Genomic DNA, 17,382 nt, shown 5'->3' with positions numbered 1-17,382 from the left:
CCCGCCGGCTAAAGCAGTTGGTCTCCTCCGCGCGGATCTGATGGAAGTCGCGGCAGGGCTGGAGGCGCCGGCGGGAATGGCGGCGCGGATCCCCTCGCCGATCGAGGAGGTGCGCGACGAGCGCCTCGGAGGGGTCCGGCTGCTGCTCAAGCGCGACGACCTGATCCATCCCGACATCCCCGGCAACAAGTGGCGCAAGCTGAAGTACAACCTGGGCCCCGGCCCGGTGCTCACGTTCGGCGGGGCGTACTCCAACCACATCAGGGCCGTCGCGGCGGCCGGGGCGATCTACGGGTTCCCGACCATCGGCGTGATCCGCGGCGAGGAGCACCTGCCCCTCAACCCCTCCCTGGCGTACGCGGCGGCGCGGGGGATGCGGCTGACCTACCTGGACCGGTCGGCGTACCGGCGCAAGTACACACCCGAGGTGATCGACGCGCTGCGCGCCGAGTTCGGCGAGTTCCGCCTCCTGCCCGAGGGCGGCAGCGACGCGGCCGCCGTACGCGGGTGCGCCGAGATCGCGCCGGAGCTGGACGCGCAGCTCGGCGGGCGGTACGACCTGGTCTGCTGTCCGGTCGGCACCGGCGGCACCCTCGCCGGCGTCGCGGCCGGGCTCGCCCCCGGCCGGAGGGCGGTCGGCTTCGCGGTGCTGAAGGGCGGCGAGTTCCTGGGCGACGAGGTCGCCCGGCTCCAGCACGAGGCGCTCGGCCGGGTGACGGACAACTGGCGGATCGAGTGCGGCTTCCACTTCGGCGGCTACGCGCGCACCACGCCGGAACTGCGGGCGTTCGCCGAGGACTTCGCGGCGCGGCACGGCCTCCGCCTCGACCTCGTCTACGTCGCCAAGATGATGTACGGGATCTACGCGCTGGCGCGCGAGCTCGCGCCCGGCACGGTCGTCGTCGCTCTGATCACCGGCTGACCGGGGCGGGGACGTACCGCTTCCGGGAGGGGAGGGGTACGGTCGGCGACATGACTGAGTTGATCTACGGCGACCGGACCCATGAGGAGTACTGCGCCGCGATCGAGGCGGGCGCGGCCCGGATGGTGGCGCTGGTCGCTGAGGCCGACCCGGCCGCTCCGGTGCCCACCTGCCCCGGCTGGACGATCGCCAAGCTGGCCAAGCACGTGGGGGTCACCCAGCGCTGGGCGGAGCACCTGGTGCGCACCCGCGCCCCCGAGCGGGTCACGTCCCGCGACGTGCCGATGGACCGGCTGCGCGAGGGCGACGATCCCGCGGCGTGGCTCGCGGCCGGGGCCGAGCGGCTCCTCGCCACGCTGCGCGCAACCCCGGCCGACACGCCGGTCTGGTCCTGGGCCGGCGACCACCACGCCCGCTTCTGGTCGCGGCGGATGCTGCACGAGCTGCTGATCCACCTCGCCGACGTCGAGCTCGCGCTGGGGCGCGAGCCGGAGATCGACGCGGCGACCGCGATCGACGGCGTGGACGAGTACCTCGGCATCCTGCCGTACGCCGAGTGGATCGCGGAGCGCCTCGCGAAGCTGCGGGGCGACGGCGAGACGCTGCACCTGCACGCGACGGACGCCGAGGGCGAGTGGATGATCACCCTCGGGCCGGAGGGGTTCACGTGGGCGCGCGGGCACGGCAAGGGCACGGTCGCGGTGCGCGGAACGGCGAGCGACCTGCTGCTGCTCATGTACGGGCGGCTGCGGCCGGACGGCGGCAGGTTCGAGATCTTCGGCGACGAGGCCCTGCTCGCCCGCTGGCTGGAGAACACGCCGATCTGAGGGGCCCGGGTTACGAGCCTACGTGTGGACGGCCTCGACGGTGGTGCCGATGGGGTCCCGGTCGAGCCTTTGGCCGGTGTGCCTCCGGCTCGTTCGGGTCTTCGGCTCGTTCGGGTCTTCGGCTCGGGCGGGGCTGAGGCGGCTCAGGCGCGAGGGGTGGCCAGCCAGTCCCGGGCGCGGTCGATGTCGCATCCGGACAGCCCGCTCCGGGGATCGACCTCGACCAGCAGGAACTCGCCGACGTCCGGGTGGCCGGTCAGGTACTCCCAGTCGGCGGACGTGAGTTCGTCGTCGAACCACACGAACGGGCGGCCCCGGACGTACTCGGCGACCGGCCCCGTCTTGAAGAGCGGGCCGTCCGCCACGCCCGCCCCGGCGGTCACCTTGATCACGGGCAGCGGGGGCAGGCCGAGACGCGGACCGATCTCGGTGTTCGCGTTCTCCTCCCAGGTGGTGGCCCAGACCAGCTCGGCGCCGGTGTCCTCGGCCAGCTCGCGCAGCTCCGCGCCGTGCCGTTCGTCGAGCAGCACCTGGTACATGCAGCCGTCGACGACGCACTCGTGCCGGTCGAACCGGGAGGAGGGGCGGTGGAACGGGTTGAGCACCCCGTCCACGTCGAGCAGCACCAGGGGACGGGCGGACGTCGTCACGATCTCCTCCAGGACGGCCGGTACTGCGTGACCAGTACACGCTACTCAAATGCCCACTCTTGGGACATATGTCGTTCCTGGGAGCTTCGTGAGTTTTGTGCTCAGCGGGGAAGCGGTGCGTGCCGTCGACGTGTCACGCACCGCCGCCCCGATGGCCGCCGCCTGCCGGCTCGGATCCCGCGCGCTCAACCCTTGCGCGGCTCTCCGCGGTAGGTGCCGAACGACCAGAGGTTGCCCTCCGGATCGCGGACGGCGAAGTCGCGCGAGCTGTAGTCCGTGTCGTGCGGCTCCTGGAGGACCCGCGCGCCCGCCGCCGTCGCCCGCGCGTAGAGCGCGTCCGGCTCGTCCGTGACGACGTACGCCCCGAAGGAGCCGGGCTGCAGCGACCACTTGTCGTCCGGCGTGTCCCGGACCGAGCCCAGCATGATGCCGCCGCCGAGAGGCCACGAGAGCTGGGCGTGATCGACCCGCTCGCCCTCGCCGTACACGGCGGTCTCCTCGAAGCCGAACGCCTCGACGAGGAAGCGGATGAGGCCGCGCGCGTCACGCGCGCGCAGCGTGGGCCAAACCTGGGGTGCTGGTGTGTTGTCCGTCATACCGCCAGTCTCGCGCCGCACCCCCGCCCGAGGCTTGGACGTTTCGGAACTCCTCAGCGAGCCGCCGTACGGCATCGGTGAAGCGTCGGCCCTGCGTGCTGCGGTCGAGGAAGAGCCGGAGAGGGGTGAGGGTTTTCACGCTCACGCGGCCGGGAGCCCCCCCGCTGCGCCGTCAGGCGGGGTGATCGGTGGTGGGGGAGGCGGCTGTGAAGGTCGGGGACTCCTCGGCGAGCCAGCGGCTCGGGGAGCATCCGGCGAGAGCGCCGAACTCGCGGGCGAGATGGGCCTGGTCGTAGTAGCCGAAGGACGCCGCGAGCGCGGCGAGGGTGGGCGGGGCGCCTGCCGCGGCCTGGTGCTGCAGCGTACGGCGGGCACGGTCGAACCGCACCACCCGGGCCGCCTCCTTGGGCCCGAGGCCGACCTCCTCACGGAAGCGCCGTCCCAGGTAGCGCGTGCTCCACCCGACCTCGCGGGCCAGGTCGGACACGGCGAGCCCGCCTCCGGTCTCCAGCAGCCGACGCCACGCCCAGGCGACTTCGGCGGGTACGGCGGCCTTTGTGCCGCTTCCCGGCCGCAGGCCGCGACCTGGGCCCGCTCCCGCTCCCGGTTCCGAGCCGGTCAGCGTGCTGAGCATCGTGTCGAGAACGGCGAAGCGCTCGGGCCACCCGGTCGCCTCCAGCAGGCGCTCGCGCAGTTCGTCCGCGACGCCGCCGAGGACGTCCGTCCCGTCGAGGTCGGCGCCGGACAGCTCGCCGGCGGGCACGCCGAGCAGCACCCGCGCGCCCAGCGGCGTGAGGGCGAGCTGGACGCCCGACTGGCGGCCGTCGTGACTGATCAGCGCGGGCGAGGTGTGCAGGCCGCCGACGAGGGTGTCGTACGTGCCCGGCGCCGCCAGCGGGTCGGGATGCGCGTCCACCACCAGCGGGTCGTCGAGCGTGACGATCAGCGTGAGGTACGGCGAGGGCAGTCCCCGGTGCCGGGCCGGGGGAACGCCCGCCTCGCGATAACCGATGTAGTCGTCGACGTAGCCGCGCAACGGCGGCGCGGGACGCCTCCTGACGAACTCGGCCGTCGGGCGGTCGATGTCCGGATCTGCCATGGTGTCCATCCTCCCCGCCCCAGTCTCACCGATGTGCCGACGCGGGAGGAGCGCCCGGGGCGGCGGGAGGGCGTCCCGCCGCCCCGGGCGTCGCCGGCTCAGACGACCGCGCCCGAGCCCTGACGCGAGGGGGACGTGCGCTTCTTCACCGGCTGCGGCGGAGGCGCCGAGCTGCGCCGCTCGAACTCGACGGAGAGCGGAGCCGCCACGAAGGCCGACGAGAGCGTGCCCACCACGACGCCGATCAGCAACGCGACCGCGAAGTCCGTGAGCGAGTCGCCGCCGAGCAGTGCGAGCGCGGCCAGGATGAACAGCGCGCCGAGGCCCGTGTTCACCGTACGGGGCACCGTCTGCACCACGGCGGTGCCGACGATCCGCGCGAAGGGCGTCTTGGGCGAGGCGCCCCACATCTCGCGTACCCGGTCGAAGACCACGACCTTGTCGTTCACGGAGTATCCGATGATCGTGAGCACCGAGGCCAGGAAGACGCCGTCCACCTGCTTGCCCATCCAGGCGAACGCGCCGATCACGGCCGACACGTCCACCGCCAGCGCGAGCACCGCCGCCGTGCCGAAGGACCAGCGGAAGCGGAACGCCAGGTACGCGAGCTGCGCGGCAAGGGCCACGCCGAGCGCGATGAGGGCGTTGCGCCGCAGCTCGTCTCCGAGGCTCGGGCCGACCAACTCGTCACGCAGCTTGGTGACCGGCCCGGTCACGCTCTCCAGCGCCGACTCGATCTTCGCCGCCTCGTCCACGGTGATCTGGCCGGTCCTGACGGTGAGGCCGTCGTCCGATCGCTGGACGACCGCGCTCGGGAAGCCGGCGTCCGAGACGGCCTGCCGCGCGGTGTCCACGTTCACCGGAGCGGACGTGGAGTAGTCGGCGATCCGGCCGCCGGTGAACTCCACCCCGAACTCGAGCCCGCGTACGAACAGCCCGGCGAGCGCGACGGCGGTGACCGTGCCGCCGATGGCGAGCCAGAGCCGGCCGCGCCGCATGAGGTCGGGGTTCTTCTTCGTCAGCCAGGTCCGGAGGCGGCCCACTGTGCCGAGCCCGGACAGGAGGGGACGTGCGCTGACGACGCGCCGCCCGACCGCCCACTGGGCCAGCACCCGGGTGATCAGCATCGCGGACACGAGCGAGGCCAGCACACCGAGGGAGAGCGTCACGCCGAAGCCGCGCACGGGACCGGAGGCGAGGAAGAACAGCAGTCCGGCCGCGAGCAGGGTGGTGATGTTGGAGTCGGCGATCGCGCTCCACGCGTGGTGGAACCCCTTCAGCAGCGCGGGCCGCAGCCCCTTGTCCGGCGCCGCCGTGTACTCCTCCCTGGCGCGTTCGAAGACCAGCACGTTGGCGTCCACGGCCATGCCGATGGCGAGCACGAAGCCGGCGAGGCCGGGCAGGGTGAGCGTGGCGCCGACCGCGACCAGGGCGGCGTAGGAGATCAGCGCGTAGCATCCCAGGGCGATCGTGGACAGGAGCCCGACCAGCCGGTACGCCACCATGAGGAAGACCGCCGTGAGCGCCACGCCGATGATCGCGGCCTTGGCGCTCGCCTCGATGGCGGCGGCGCCGAGGGTCGGGCCGACCGTCCGCTGCTCGACGATCTCCACCGGCACCGGCAGGGCGCCGCCCTTGACGAGCATGGCGAGGTTCTGCGCCTCTTCGGTGGTGAAGGATCCGCTGATCTCGGTCTTCCCGCCGGTGATGCCGACGTTGCACGGCACGCTGTCGTTCACCTGGGGCGAGGAGATGACCTCCTCGTCGAGGACGATGGCGATCCGCCGCTTGGGGTCGCCCGCCGGAGCGCAGGCGGCCTGGCCGGTCAGCTTCTCCCAGGGGCGGTTGTCGCGGAAGTCGAGCGAGACGAACCATCCGCTGGCGCGTTCGGGGTCGATCCCGGCCGCGGCGTCCTTGACCGCGTCGCCGGTCAGCCCGGCCGGGCCGAGGAGCAGCTTGCGGCCGTCCTCGTCGGGAAGGATCCGCTCGCCTTCCTTGGGCTTGGCCGAGTCGTCCGGATAGTCGAGCACAGGATGGAAGGTGAGCTGCGCGGTCGTGCCGATGGTCTCGGCGGCCTTGCGCGGGTCGAGCACGCCGGGCAGCTCGACGATGATGCGGCGCTCGCCGGAGCGGGCGAGCGTGGGTTCGGCGACCCCGAGCGCGTCCGCGCGGCGGCGGAGCACCTCCAGGGCCCGGTCCGTCGCCTCGGCGTCGGCCTTGGTCGTGGGCGAGTCCCTGGTTTCGAAGACGAGCTGGGTGCCGCCGCGCAGGTCGAGACCGAGACGCGGCGACATGGTGAGAGCGAGGACGAGCGATGTCGCGATGACGGCGAGCGCCGCCAGCGCGCGTACCACGGGGGCACGCGACATGAGAGCCTCCACAGGCGGAGTGGGATGACGCGCCGCGTAGGGCGCGTGAAGGCATACCGGGGATCGGGACACGCCGCGCCGGACGCCGTCGGCCGGACGGCCGAAAGCGGCCGGCCCGTGTGCGGTCATCGGCGGGTGGCGAGCGCGCTCATGGACGGTCCGCGTACGGACGGGCACGCGCGGGTGACGGCCGCGAACGGCCGCGCGCGGGGCCAGGGAGTGACGGACCGGCGCATGGCGGACCGGCGTGACGGCCGCCCGCGTCGTGGAGGGCGCGGAGAGCCGGAGCGTCGGCGTTCACCGATCGGAGAGCGTCGCGCGACAGGGGCGCGAGGGCATACCGGGATCGAGAGCGGGCTGTGGTCGCTCTCAGCCTGTGACGGGTGGCGCGCGCCCGGGAGAGACACCGGGAGCGGCCAGCGGATCCGCTCTGCCGTCGGACGACGGCGCGGCGGCGATGCGCGCGGGCACCGTCGTGGGACGGCGCCGGTCCGCGAGCACGGCCGCCTGGCCCGCTCCCGTGATGCCGCGGTTCGCTCCGATGACCGCCTCACGCGGACGGCCGGAGAGATCATGCGGGGCCGGGGCGTGGTCGTTCGAGTGGGGAGAGGCCGAGGCGTGGCCGTCCGGCTCGGCGGCGAGCAGTGCGGCGGTGTGCGGCTTCGCGGGGGAGAGGACGGAGGGCGCGGACTTGGCCGCGACGGCGGCCTTGGGGAGCGCGCCGAGCACGCCCGCCGCCGGGACGCCGCTGACCAGGAGCGGGAAGATCAGGCAGATCAGCCATCTCGCGGGCACGGCGAGGAGCGACGACCGCTGGCGCACGGCTCCCCTCCTCCCCCGCGTGGATGTTCCGGTCAGCCTAGCCAGGTCCACGGGTGGCCGAGAGTCGCAACGCCGCCGCGGGGACCTCTGTGGCCGTTCCGTGTTCGTCCCTGTCCATCCGCTTTATCTCCGGGCCTGTTGCGAGGAGAGACCGAGGTGGCCGGCAGGGAAGCCGGGTAGAGAGGGACGCGGAAGGGAGAGAGATGAAGGTCGTCGTTCTGGCCGACACCCATGCGCCGCGCCGGTGGAAGTCGTGCCCCGCTCGGGTGGCGGAGGAGCTTCGCGGCGCCGATGTGATCCTGCACGCGGGCGACGTGTGCGTGCCCTCCGTGCTCGACGAGCTGCGGGCGTACGCCCCCGTCCACGTCGTCAAGGGCAACAACGACGTCCCCGAGCTGATCGCTCCGGAGACCCTGGAGCTGGATCTCGGCGGCGTGAAGACGGCGATGATCCACGACAGCGGCCCGGCGCGCGGGCGGATCGAGCGGATGCGCCGCCGGTTTCCGACGGCCGATCTCGTGGTTTTCGGGCACTCCCACATCCCCCTGGACGAGGCGGACGAGGGAGTGCGCGTCTTCAATCCCGGCTCGCCGACGGACCGCCGCCGCCAGCCGCACGGGACCGTGGGCGTGCTCCGGATCGACGACGGGGCGCTCGTCGAGGCCAGGATCGTCCCGGTCACCTGAGCACGGCGCTCGATCAGAGGCGGGCAGTGCCGTTCATCGGTCGCCTCGTGGTTCCGCCTCGGCCCGGTGGCGGCGTACCGGCCGGGTCTCGATCCAGTCGATCTGGAGCGCGCGGCCGCGGATGCGCCAGACGCCGTCGTCGTCCCGCAGGTAGGAGTCCGCGTAGCGCAGGTGCCACACCAGGTCGGTCACCTCACCGGGGGAGCGCTCCGTGAGGTGGTGGGCGACGCAGGCGACGCTTCCCGTGGCCGTATGGGGGTCGGGGCCGGCGTCGAAGACGTGCCCGGCCAGGGCGTGGAAGGTCACCGGGATCGCGGCGAGCCGCGCCATGGCGTCGCGGATCTCGGCCCGCCCGGTGTGCGACCGGACGGGGCCGAGGTCGCGCGGCGGGTCCGGGAGGGCGAGCACCGCGTCCTCCGTGAAAAGGCCCACCAGGGCGTCCAGGTCCCGCCGGTCGACGTGGAGGGCGTACCGCGCGACCAGATCGGCGAGGTCGGCGCGGTCGGCCGGAGCGAGCGTCACGCGCCGGCCAGCCCGAGGCGGTCCGCGCAGGCGGACAGCTCGTCCTGGGCCTCGGCGAGGTCGGAGGTCGGGGAGGCGGCGAGCACGACGCGGCCGGCGCCCAGCGCGGCGAGGGACTCGGCCCGCTCCGCCGTGATCCGGCCGACGAGGTGGCCGAGGCTGAGCTCAAGGGCGTCCGGGTCGCGACCGCACTTCTCGGCCTCCTCGCGCATGACGCCCACGAGGGTGCGCAGCTCGTCGCCGGCCACGCCGAGCGGCTGGAGCCCGTCGCCGCGCCGCCCCGCCCGCCGGGCGGCGGCCACGCTGTGCCCGCCGATGTGGATCGGCACGCCGCCGGGGCGTACCGGCTTCGGGTAGCTCATCGCGCCGCGGAAGTCGAAGAACTCGCCGTGATGCTCGACGCCCTCGGGCGAGGTGCCGGCCCACAGCTTGCGCATTACGTCGATCTGCTCGTCGGCCCGCCGCCCCCGGGCCTCGAAGGGGGCGCCGCACGCCTCGATCTCCTCGCGCATCCAGCCCATGCCCACGCACAGGCGCAGCCGTCCGCCCGAGAGCGCGTCGACGGTGGCGAGCCGCTTGGCGAGCACCACGGGGTGGTGGTTGGGGAGCACCAGCACGCCGGTGGCGAGCCCGATCCTGCTGGTGCGGGCGGCGAGGAAGGCCAGCAGGTCCAGCGGGTCGGGGATGGCGCAGTCGTCGGGCAGCCCCATCTTCCCGGAGCTGTCATACGGGTAGACGCTGGAGTACCCGGCGATCACCACCGTGTGCTCGACCACCACGATCGACTCGAACCCGCAGGCTTCGGCGTGCCGGGCGTACGCGCCGATCCACTCGGGGTCGGCGGTGGTGTTCGCGGCGACGGGGGCGATGACGGCGTACTTCATAGGCGGCACGGTATGGCGTCGATCACTCGTTCACCGGGATTTCTCCCGTTGACCGGGACGCCGCGGGTCAACCGGTCACTCCTCCGAGGGATCGGATTCGAGGAGGCGGTAGGACAGGCTCGTGCCCTGCCGTACGAACACGGGGTCGGCGGTGTGCCACCCCTCGTCGCGGAGCGGCCGCTTGACCACCTTGCTGGTGGCGGTGCGCGGCAGTTCGGCGGTGATCCGGACGTACCGGGGCACCCACTTGGTGCCGAGGTCCGGCTGGCGGGCGAGAAAGGCGGCGAAGCTCTCCGGGGCGAAGGCGTGGCCGTCGGCGGGCACGACCGCGGCCATCACCTGGTCGCCGACCGTGGGGTCCGGCACGGCGTAGACGGCGACGTCGGCGAACGCCTCGAATCGGGCGAGCAGCCGCTCGACCGGGGCGGCCGCGAAGTTCTCCCCGTCCACGCGGAGCCAGTCGCTGTTCCGCCCGGCGAAGTACCAGAAGCCCGCGGCGTCGCGGTAGGCGAGGTCGCCCGACCACACCCAGCCGTTCCGCACCCGGGCCGCGGTGGCCTCCGGGTTCTTGTAGTAGCCCTCGAAGGCGGCGGCGCCGACCGTGTTGACGATCTCTCCGATCGCTTCGTCGGCGTTGAGGAGGGCGCCCGCCTCGTCGAACTCCGCGCGCGGGCACTCCCGCAGCGTCTCCGGATCGACGACGATGGTGCCCGCCTCGGCCACCCCCAGGGAGCCGGGCGGGGTCCCGGGCACGCGGTTCAGCCGCACCTCGCCCTCGCTTGAGCCGTACGAGTCGATGACGGTGCAGCCGAACCGCCGGGCGAACTCCTCGATGTCGCGGTCGGCCGCCTCGTTCCCGAAGGCGATGCGCAGCGGGTTGTCGGCGTCGTCGGGCTTCTCGGGCACCGCGAGGATGTAGTTGAGCGGCTTGCCGACGTAGTTGAAGAAGGTCACGCCGTACTTGCGCACGTCGGGCAGGAACGCGGACGCGGAGAACCTGCGCCGCAGCACGACGCACCCGCCGGAGGCGACGGCCGGCGCGATGCCCGCCATGATGGCGTTCGAGTGGAACATCGGCATCACGACGTAGAACACGTCGCCGGGGCCGAGCCCCCGCCGCTGTCGCTGCTGGAGGGCGATCCGCCCGAGCCGGCCCTGGCTGCAGATCACCGCCTTCGGCGCGGACGTGGTCCCCGAGGTGAAGATAAGCGAGAAGTACGTCCCGGGGGCGATCCCGTCCCCGTCGGGGGCCAGGGGAGCGGTCGCGGCCAGGGCCTCGGCGTATTCGGCCGAGTCGACGGTCAGGACCCGGTCCCCGCAGTTCAACGCGAGGCCGTCGAGCAGGCCGCGCCGCCCGGTCTCGGTGACCAGGAGCCCGCAGTCGGTGAAGTCGATGTCGCGGGCCAGTTCGGCGCCGCGGCGGGTCGGGTTGACCCCGACCACGGTCGCCCCGGCCAGGGCGGCGCCGAGCAGCCAGAACAGGTGCTCGGGGGTGTTCTCCAGGAACAGGCCGATGTGCCAGGGGCCGGGCCGTCGCAGGTCGCGGGCGAGCCCGGCGCGCAGCCGGGCCTCGGCGACGACCTCCCGCCAGCTCCAGCTCCGGTCCTCGAACCTCAACCCCGGCCGGTCGTCGTCCGCCCGCGCCGCGACCAGCTCGGCGAACGTGGCCGGGCGGTCGGGACGGTCGTCGGTGAGGAGGGGCTGGCCGGCGTCATCGGGCACTGGCGTCTCCTTGGCGGATTATCGCGATCTATACCCAGCCGAGTGGATCGTGGGGATCGTGCTGGTGCGGTCGGCCGGTTCGGTGGTCGTTAAGTCGATTACCAGCCCATATGTGATCTTGTGAGCCCGATGTCCCGCTCAGTGGGACATCGGGAATCCAATGATGATCCGTCCTGATTCTCTCGCTTCCTGTCCGCCCGTATGTGCGCTTTCCGGGTGGCCAATTGGAGGAAGCGAATGAAGCCTCGTACCACGACGCGGTTGCGCCCGGTTGCCGGACTGTTCCTCGTCGCGGCCCTCGTCGCGGCCTGCTCGTCGTCCCCGGGGAACACGGGCTCGGCCGCGGCCGGACCACGCGGCGCGGCGACCCCGTCCACGTACCAGGTGGGGGTGATCGGCGGCGGCGACGGCGGCGAGCCGGTGAAGGGCGGCACGCTGACGTTCGGCGCTTACGCCGAGGCCGCCGTGCTCGACCCCGCCCGGACCATCGTGGCCGGTTCCACCGGCGGCCTGGAGATGGCCGCGATCTACGACGTGCTCATGCGCTGGGACAGCGCGACCGGCGAGGTCCGACCGCAGCTCGCCAAGGGCCTGGAGGCGAGCGACGGCTACACGACGTGGACCCTCACCCTGCGCGACGGCGTCATGTTCAGCGACGGCACGCCGCTGGACGCCAAGGCCGTCAAATGGAGCCTCGACCGGTACGTCGAGAAGGGCGCGGACGAGGCGCGGCTCTGGAAGGACAACGTCACCTCCATCACGACCCCCGACGACTCGACGGTCGTCCTCAAGCTGGGCAGGAAGTGGCCCACGTTCCCGTACATGCTGACCACCGGGCCAGGCATGATCGTCGCCAGGTCGGCGGACGAGGGCGGCGCGTTCAAGCCGGTCGGGGCCGGCGCGTTCACCTTCGGCAGCTACGCCGAGCACGAGGAGACGGTGCTCAACGCCCGCGAGGACTACTGGGACGGCCGCCCGAACCTGGACAAGATCCGGATCATCTACGTGACCGATCCGAACGCGCTGCTGGACACCTTCACGTCGGGCGGCGCGCAGGCCGCCTTCCTCCGCGACCCGCAGCTCATCGACAAGGCGCTGGCCGCCGGGTTCCCCGGATACATGAACATGGTCGCGCTCGGCAACGTCGGCGTGATCAACGCCTCCGAAGGCCGCCCTGGGGCCGACCCGCGCGTACGGCAGGCGATGTTCCAGGCCATCAAGCCCGAGGTGATCTACCAGCGCTCCTACAACGGCGCCGGTGTGGCGAGCACCCAGGTCTTCCCGAGCTTCTCGCGTTGGCACACCGACGCCACGTCGCTGCCATACGACCCGGACAAGGCCAGGGAACTGCTCAAGCAGGCGAAGGCCGACGGGTTCGACGGGAAGGTCACCTACCTCGGCCGCCAGGACCCCGCCGCGCGCGCCACCGCCCTGGCGATCAAGTCGATGCTGGAGAGCGTCGGCTTCCAGGTGGAGCTCGACCTGGTCCGCTCCGTCGCCGACCAGATCACCAAGGTGTCGGTCAACAAGGACTACGACGTCGCCGGGTGGGGCATCAGCTGGCGCGAGGCGGGGCCGTACGGGCGGATGTTCGCGACCCTGCACAGCAAGGGCAACCTCAGCGTCGGCATGCACACCGGCCCCGAGATGGACGCGCTGATCGATGAGTTCCAGGTCGCCGAGACCGAGGGTGAGCAGCGCGCGGTCATGGGCCGGATCCAGGAGCAGTGGAACAAGGACGTCCCCGCCCTCGTCTACGGCCCCACCCCCGAGTTCCTCACCTGGCGGAAGAACGTCCACGGCGTGGAGGGCACCGTGAACAGCATGGTCCTCCTCGACGACGCCTGGATCGCCCCGACCGGCTGAGCGGGTCCGCGACGGCATCCGGTGACGTGGACGTGACGAGGAGAGGAGGGCGACCGGCATGGCACGCGGCGTGCTGAGACGGCTGGCCGAGATCGCGGTGGTCCTGGTCGTCGTCAGCGTGGGCACCTTCGCGCTGGTGGACCTGACCCCCGGAGATCCCGCGATCGCCGTTCTCGGCGAGGGGCACCCGCCCGAGGAGTACGCGGCGCTGCGCGACGAGATGGGGCTGGGCGACCCGTTCCTGGTCAGGTACGGGCGCTGGCTCGGCGCGGCGCTCCACGGCGATCTGGGCACCTCGCTCATCCCGCCCAACAGCGACGTGGCCGAGCGCATCGCCGCGGCCCTCCCGGTCAGCGCGGAGGTGGCCGTCCTCGGGCTCGTCATGGCCCTCGTCGTCTCGATCCCGCTGGCGATGTGGTCGGCCTACCACGCCGACGGACGGGTGGACCGCGTCGTCAGCGCGGGGACCTTCGGCGTCCTGTCCGTGCCGAGCTTCCTCGCCGGGTTGCTGATCATCATGGTCTTCTCCAACCAGCTCGGCTGGTTCCCCAGAGCCGAGTGGGTACGGCTGGGCGAGGGGCTCGGCGGCAACCTTTACCACGCGTTCCTGCCCGCGCTGACGATCGCGCTGGCCGAGACCGCGATGTTCACCCGGATCCTGCGCGGCGACCTGATCACCACGCTCCAGGAGGACTTCATCCTCGCGGCCAAGGCCAAGGGGATGTCGCCGGTGCGCGTGCTGTTCAGCGACGCGCTGCGGCCCTCGTCCTTTTCGCTGATCACGCTGCTCGGCATCAGCCTCGGCCGGCTGATCGGCAGCACGGTGATCGTGGAGTACCTGTTCGCCCTCCCCGGCATGGGCACGCTGATCATCGGTTCGGCGGACAAGGGCGACTTCCCCATGGTGCAGGGCGCCGTGCTGGTCGTCGCGCTCATCTACGTCCTGGCCAACGCGTTGATCGACCTGTCGTACGGCTATCTCGACCCACGGATCAGGCGGGCGCATGTCTGACTTCGTTGAGTTCACCGGCCCGGCGGGAAGCAGAGGTCGGGGACGGTACCTATCCTGGCCGGGGCTCGGCCTCGCCGTGCCCGGCCTCGCCCTGGCCGCACTCGCGCCGGCCGCGCTCCCCGGTCCCGGCTGGCTGTCCCTCCTGGCGTTCGCCGTCGGACTCGGGCTCGCGTACGCGGGGCTCGTCCGGCTCGGCCGGGGCGTCTTCGGCGGGTCCTTCGACCTCATGTTCTGGCTCTGCCTGGCGTGGCTGGTCGTCCTGGTGTCGGCCGCGGTCCTCGCGCCGATGCTGCCGCTCGGCGAGTACCACGACATCGCGAAGACGATCGACGCGCCCGCGATGGCGCCGCCCGCGCTGTTCTCCGAGCACCCCCTCGGGACGAACAACTTCGGGCTCGACCTGCTGGCGCGTGTCCTCTACGGCGCCCGGGCCTCGCTGCTGGTCTCGATCGGCGCGGTGGCGATCGGCATGGCGGTCGGTGGCGCGATCGGCATCCTCGCTGGATATTTCCGGCGGCTCACCGACACAGCGGTCGGCGTCGCCACCAACTCGCTGCTCGCCGTGCCACCGCTGATCCTGCTGATCGCGCTCGGCACCGTGCTGGAGCCGAACCTGCGCAACATCGCCATCGCCCTGTCGCTGCTCGCCCTGCCCAGCATGATCCGGATGGCCCGCGCCGCCACGCTGACCTTCGCCCAGCGCGAGTTCGTGCTCGCGGCCACGGCGATGGGCGCCTCGCGGTGGCGGGTCATGGGCCGCGAGCTGCTGCCCAACGTGCTGTTGCCCCTCGCGTCGTACGGCATGGTCATCGTGTCGGTGCTGATCGTGGCCGAGGCGTCGCTCAGCTTCCTCGGCCTCGGCATCCAGGCGCCCGACCCGTCCTGGGGGAACATGATCGCCGAGGGCGAGGGCAACGCCTTCCAGGACCATCCGCACATCGTGCTGGTCCCCGGCGTGACGCTCTTCCTGACCGTCTTCGCGTTCAACCTCATCGGGGAGAAGGCGAGGAAGCGGTGGGATCCCCGTCAGGCGAAGCTCTAGGAGTGCCATGAGTCAGCGCCCCCACGCCCCCGCCCGGCCCCCGGGCGGCTCGGCCCCGCTGTTGGTCGTCGAGGACCTGCGTACCGAGATCCGCACCCCGCGCGGGAACCTCAAGGCGGTGGACGGCGTCTCCCTCACCCTGGACGCGGGGGAGACACTCGGCCTGGTCGGCGAGTCGGGATCGGGCAAGTCCGTGCTCGGCCGTACTGTCATGGGCCTCTACACCACGGGTCCGGCGATGACGGTCTCCGGCCGCGTGCTCATCGACGGCGCCGACGTCCACGCGCTTGGCGACGCCGGGCGGCGCGAGCTGTGGGGCGCCGGCGTGGGCATGGTCTTCCAGGACCCGATGACCGCGCTCAACCCGGTCAAGAAGGTCGGCGTCCACCTGACCGAGAGCCTGCGCAGGCACGGCGGGCTCTCCCGGGCCGCCGCCCGCGCCCGCGCCGAGGAGCTGCTGCGGCTGGTGGGCATCCCCGAGCCCGCGCGGCGGCTGGGCCAGTACCCGCACGAGCTGTCCGGCGGAATGCGCCAGCGGGTGGTCATCGCCATGGCGCTGGCCAACGAACCGAAACTGCTCATCGCCGACGAGCCGACCACCGCGCTCGACGTGACCGTGCAGAAGCAGATCCTCGATCTGCTCGGCCGGCTCCAGGACGAGCTCGGCATGGCGATTACCCTGATCAGCCACAACCTCCAGGTCGTCGCCGGGCGCGCCGACCGGGTCGCCGTGATGTACGCGGGCCGGATCGTGGAGCTCGCCGGTGCGGACGTCCTGTTCGCCGCACCCCGCCATCCGTACACCGAGGCGCTGCTGGCGTCGGTTCCACGCCTGGGCCGGCCGCCGCACTCCCGGCTGGAGGCGATCGACGGCGCGCCGCCGGACATGGTCGCGCCCACGGAGGGTTGCCGCTTCGCACCGCGCTGCCGGTACGCCCGGGAGGACTGCCACCGGGTCCCGCCGGTGCTCGCCCCCGAGGCCGCGGGCGGGCGGGCGCGCGCGTTCGCCTGCCACCACCCCGTCCGTCCCGTCGTCGCAGGAGGCTCCTGATGGCCGGTACCGGCAGCGCCCACATGCGTTCCGGTCAGGACCGGGTCCTGGTCGTGGACAACCTGGTCGTGGAGTACCCCGCCGGGCGCGGGCAGAAGGTCCACGCGGTCTCCGGCGTGAGCTTCGACCTCCTCGACGGTGAGACGCTGGGCATCCTGGGCGAGTCCGGCTGCGGCAAGTCCAGCGCGGGACGCGCCGTGATGCAGCTCCCGCCGCCGACGTCTGGCTCCGTGCGGCTGGACGGGGCCGAGCTGACCGGCCTCGCGCCCCGGGCGCTGCGTACGCGGCGCAGGAAGATGCAGATGATCCTGCAGGACCCGGTCTCCTCGCTGAACCCGCGCCGCAGGGTGCGGGACCTCGTCGCCGAGGGCCCGTCGATCTGGGGTACCAGGCCGGCCAGGGAGCGGATCGAGTCGATGATCTCGTCGGTCGGGCTGGACCCGGCCGTCGTGTGGGACCGGCGGCCGCACGAGCTGTCCGGCGGGCAGTGTCAGCGGATCTGCATCGCCCGCGCGCTCATGCTCGACCCCCGGGCGCTGATCTGCGACGAGCCCGTCTCCAGCCTCGACGTCTCGGTGCAGGCCCAGATCCTCAACCTGCTTGAAGAGACCAAGACGCGCTACGGCCTGAGCATGGTGTTCATCGCGCACGACCTCGCCGTGGTGAAGAACATCAGCGATCGCATCATGGTCATGTACCTCGGCAAGGTGTGCGAGGTCACGCCGTCGGCGCGGATGTCCGAGTCGGCGCTCCACCCGTACACGCGGCTGCTGCTCGCCTCCGTCCCCGAGGCCGATCTCGGGCCCGGCGGCGGTATCGAGCTCACGACCGGCGAGGCGGGCCGGGAGGCGCCCGGCGACGCGGCCTTGGCCCTGCCCGGTGGTACGCCTGGGGGTCTGCCCGATGTGGTTCCGGTTCTGTCCGGCGGGACCGCTCCGGCCTGGCCGGGCGACGCGGGTCCGGCCGTGGGGCGCGCGCGGACGGGCGGCCGGAGCGCCGATGGCGTCGGGGACGGGGCGATCGAGCTGCCGTCGCCGCTCAACCCGCCCAGCGGGTGCCGGTTCCGTACCCGCTGCCCGCTGGCCACCGCTCGTTGCGCCGACGAGGAGCCGCTGCTGCGCCAGGTCGGCGACGGCCACTACCTCGCCTGCCACAACGTGGGGGACTGACCCGGTGCAGCGGGCGCGGCACCACGCCGAAGGGGAGGTCGACCCGCTGCGCGACCGCCGCCCCCAGCGTCTCTCCGGCCGCGCGCGCGATCGGCGCACGCATCGGCCACGGAGGCGGGAGCCCTGGCGGACGGCGTGGGTCT

General features: G+C 72.6%; 16 protein-coding genes. 8 read left to right on the top strand and 8 right to left on the bottom strand.

Translation table 11 applies throughout. From position 1 onward, the window contains the following. Positions 1-40: 40 nt before the first annotated feature. On the top strand, positions 41-922 hold the full coding sequence (locus AWQ68_RS27375) for a 1-aminocyclopropane-1-carboxylate deaminase/D-cysteine desulfhydrase (protein WP_066945251.1): 882 nt from the start codon (positions 41-43) through the stop codon (positions 920-922). Between the two features lie 50 nt (positions 923-972). Further along, the gene (locus AWQ68_RS27370) at positions 973-1,749 is read left to right on the top strand and encodes a maleylpyruvate isomerase family mycothiol-dependent enzyme (protein ID WP_066945248.1); all 777 of its coding nucleotides are present in this window, start codon (positions 973-975) and stop codon (positions 1,747-1,749) included. Positions 1,750-1,892: 143 nt separating this feature from the next. Here AWQ68_RS27370 and AWQ68_RS27365 read toward each other — a convergent pair whose 3' ends face one another. From AWQ68_RS27365 to AWQ68_RS27345, 5 genes are all read right to left on the bottom strand, one after another. Next, positions 1,893-2,399: an HAD domain-containing protein gene (locus AWQ68_RS27365; protein WP_066945244.1), complete on the bottom strand. Its 507-nt coding sequence runs from the start codon at positions 2,397-2,399 to the stop codon at positions 1,893-1,895. 185 nt (positions 2,400-2,584) lie between these two features. Then, positions 2,585-2,995 carry a VOC family protein gene (locus AWQ68_RS27360; RefSeq protein WP_066945241.1) on the bottom strand — a complete coding sequence of 137 codons (411 nt, stop codon included), beginning with the start codon at positions 2,993-2,995 and terminating at the stop codon, positions 2,585-2,587. Between the two features lie 172 nt (positions 2,996-3,167). Then, positions 3,168-4,094, bottom strand: a complete 927-nt coding sequence (locus AWQ68_RS27355) for a helix-turn-helix domain-containing protein (protein ID WP_218007064.1) — start codon at positions 4,092-4,094, stop codon at positions 3,168-3,170. Between the two features lie 98 nt (positions 4,095-4,192). Continuing rightward, complete coding sequence (secD, locus tag AWQ68_RS27350) at positions 4,193-6,463, bottom strand: protein translocase subunit SecD (RefSeq protein WP_066945235.1); 2,271 nt, start codon at positions 6,461-6,463, stop codon at positions 4,193-4,195. Between the two features lie 369 nt (positions 6,464-6,832). Further along, complete coding sequence (locus tag AWQ68_RS27345; RefSeq protein ID WP_066945231.1) at positions 6,833-7,285, bottom strand: hypothetical protein; 453 nt, start codon at positions 7,283-7,285, stop codon at positions 6,833-6,835. Positions 7,286-7,488: 203 nt separating this feature from the next. Here AWQ68_RS27345 and AWQ68_RS27340 point away from each other — a divergent pair, with 203 nt between their 5' ends. After that, positions 7,489-7,971 carry a metallophosphoesterase family protein gene (locus AWQ68_RS27340; RefSeq protein WP_066945228.1) on the top strand — a complete coding sequence of 161 codons (483 nt, stop codon included), beginning with the start codon at positions 7,489-7,491 and terminating at the stop codon, positions 7,969-7,971. Positions 7,972-8,004: 33 nt separating this feature from the next. On the opposite strand, the gene AWQ68_RS27335 is transcribed toward AWQ68_RS27340, so the two are convergent. The 3 genes from AWQ68_RS27335 to AWQ68_RS27325 all read right to left on the bottom strand — a co-directional run bounded on the left by AWQ68_RS27335 (position 8,005) and on the right by AWQ68_RS27325 (position 11,099). Further along, positions 8,005-8,493, bottom strand: coding sequence for a nuclear transport factor 2 family protein (locus AWQ68_RS27335; protein WP_066945225.1), 489 nt, complete (start codon positions 8,491-8,493; stop codon positions 8,005-8,007). Then, positions 8,490-9,377 carry an LLM class F420-dependent oxidoreductase gene (locus AWQ68_RS27330; protein WP_066945222.1) on the bottom strand — a complete coding sequence of 296 codons (888 nt, stop codon included), beginning with the start codon at positions 9,375-9,377 and terminating at the stop codon, positions 8,490-8,492. The genes AWQ68_RS27335 and AWQ68_RS27330 overlap by 4 nt, the downstream gene beginning before the upstream one ends. 75 nt (positions 9,378-9,452) lie before the next feature. Then, the gene (locus AWQ68_RS27325; protein WP_066945219.1) at positions 9,453-11,099 is read right to left on the bottom strand and encodes an AMP-binding protein; all 1,647 of its coding nucleotides are present in this window, start codon (positions 11,097-11,099) and stop codon (positions 9,453-9,455) included. Between the two features lie 237 nt (positions 11,100-11,336). Between AWQ68_RS27325 and AWQ68_RS27320 the strand changes: the two genes are divergently transcribed. From AWQ68_RS27320 to AWQ68_RS27300, 5 genes are read left to right on the top strand one after another with little or no spacing between them, the layout of a single operon-like run. Further along, entirely contained in the window at positions 11,337-12,965 is a 1,629-nt protein-coding gene (locus AWQ68_RS27320; RefSeq protein WP_066945217.1) for an ABC transporter substrate-binding protein, read from the top strand. A gap of 58 nt (positions 12,966-13,023) precedes the next feature. Then, the gene (locus AWQ68_RS27315; RefSeq protein WP_066945214.1) at positions 13,024-13,977 is read left to right on the top strand and encodes an ABC transporter permease; all 954 of its coding nucleotides are present in this window, start codon (positions 13,024-13,026) and stop codon (positions 13,975-13,977) included. Beyond that, entirely contained in the window at positions 13,970-15,019 is a 1,050-nt protein-coding gene (locus AWQ68_RS27310; protein ID WP_066945211.1) for an ABC transporter permease, read from the top strand. The genes AWQ68_RS27315 and AWQ68_RS27310 overlap by 8 nt, the downstream gene beginning before the upstream one ends. A gap of 7 nt (positions 15,020-15,026) precedes the next feature. Continuing rightward, complete coding sequence (locus AWQ68_RS27305) at positions 15,027-16,070, top strand: ABC transporter ATP-binding protein (protein ID WP_066945207.1); 1,044 nt, start codon at positions 15,027-15,029, stop codon at positions 16,068-16,070. Continuing rightward, positions 16,070-17,239 carry an ABC transporter ATP-binding protein gene (locus AWQ68_RS27300; RefSeq protein WP_084464452.1) on the top strand — a complete coding sequence of 390 codons (1,170 nt, stop codon included), beginning with the start codon at positions 16,070-16,072 and terminating at the stop codon, positions 17,237-17,239. The genes AWQ68_RS27305 and AWQ68_RS27300 overlap by 1 nt, the downstream gene beginning before the upstream one ends. The last annotated feature ends 143 nt before the right edge of the window (positions 17,240-17,382 follow it).

Origin of the sequence: Microtetraspora fusca (assembly GCF_001570365.1) — a bacterium.
GTDB classification, from domain to species: domain Bacteria; phylum Actinomycetota; class Actinomycetes; order Streptosporangiales; family Streptosporangiaceae; genus Microtetraspora; species Microtetraspora fusca.
Note: the sequence above shows the minus strand (reverse complement) of the source record. Positions and strands in the feature narration are given on the sequence as shown.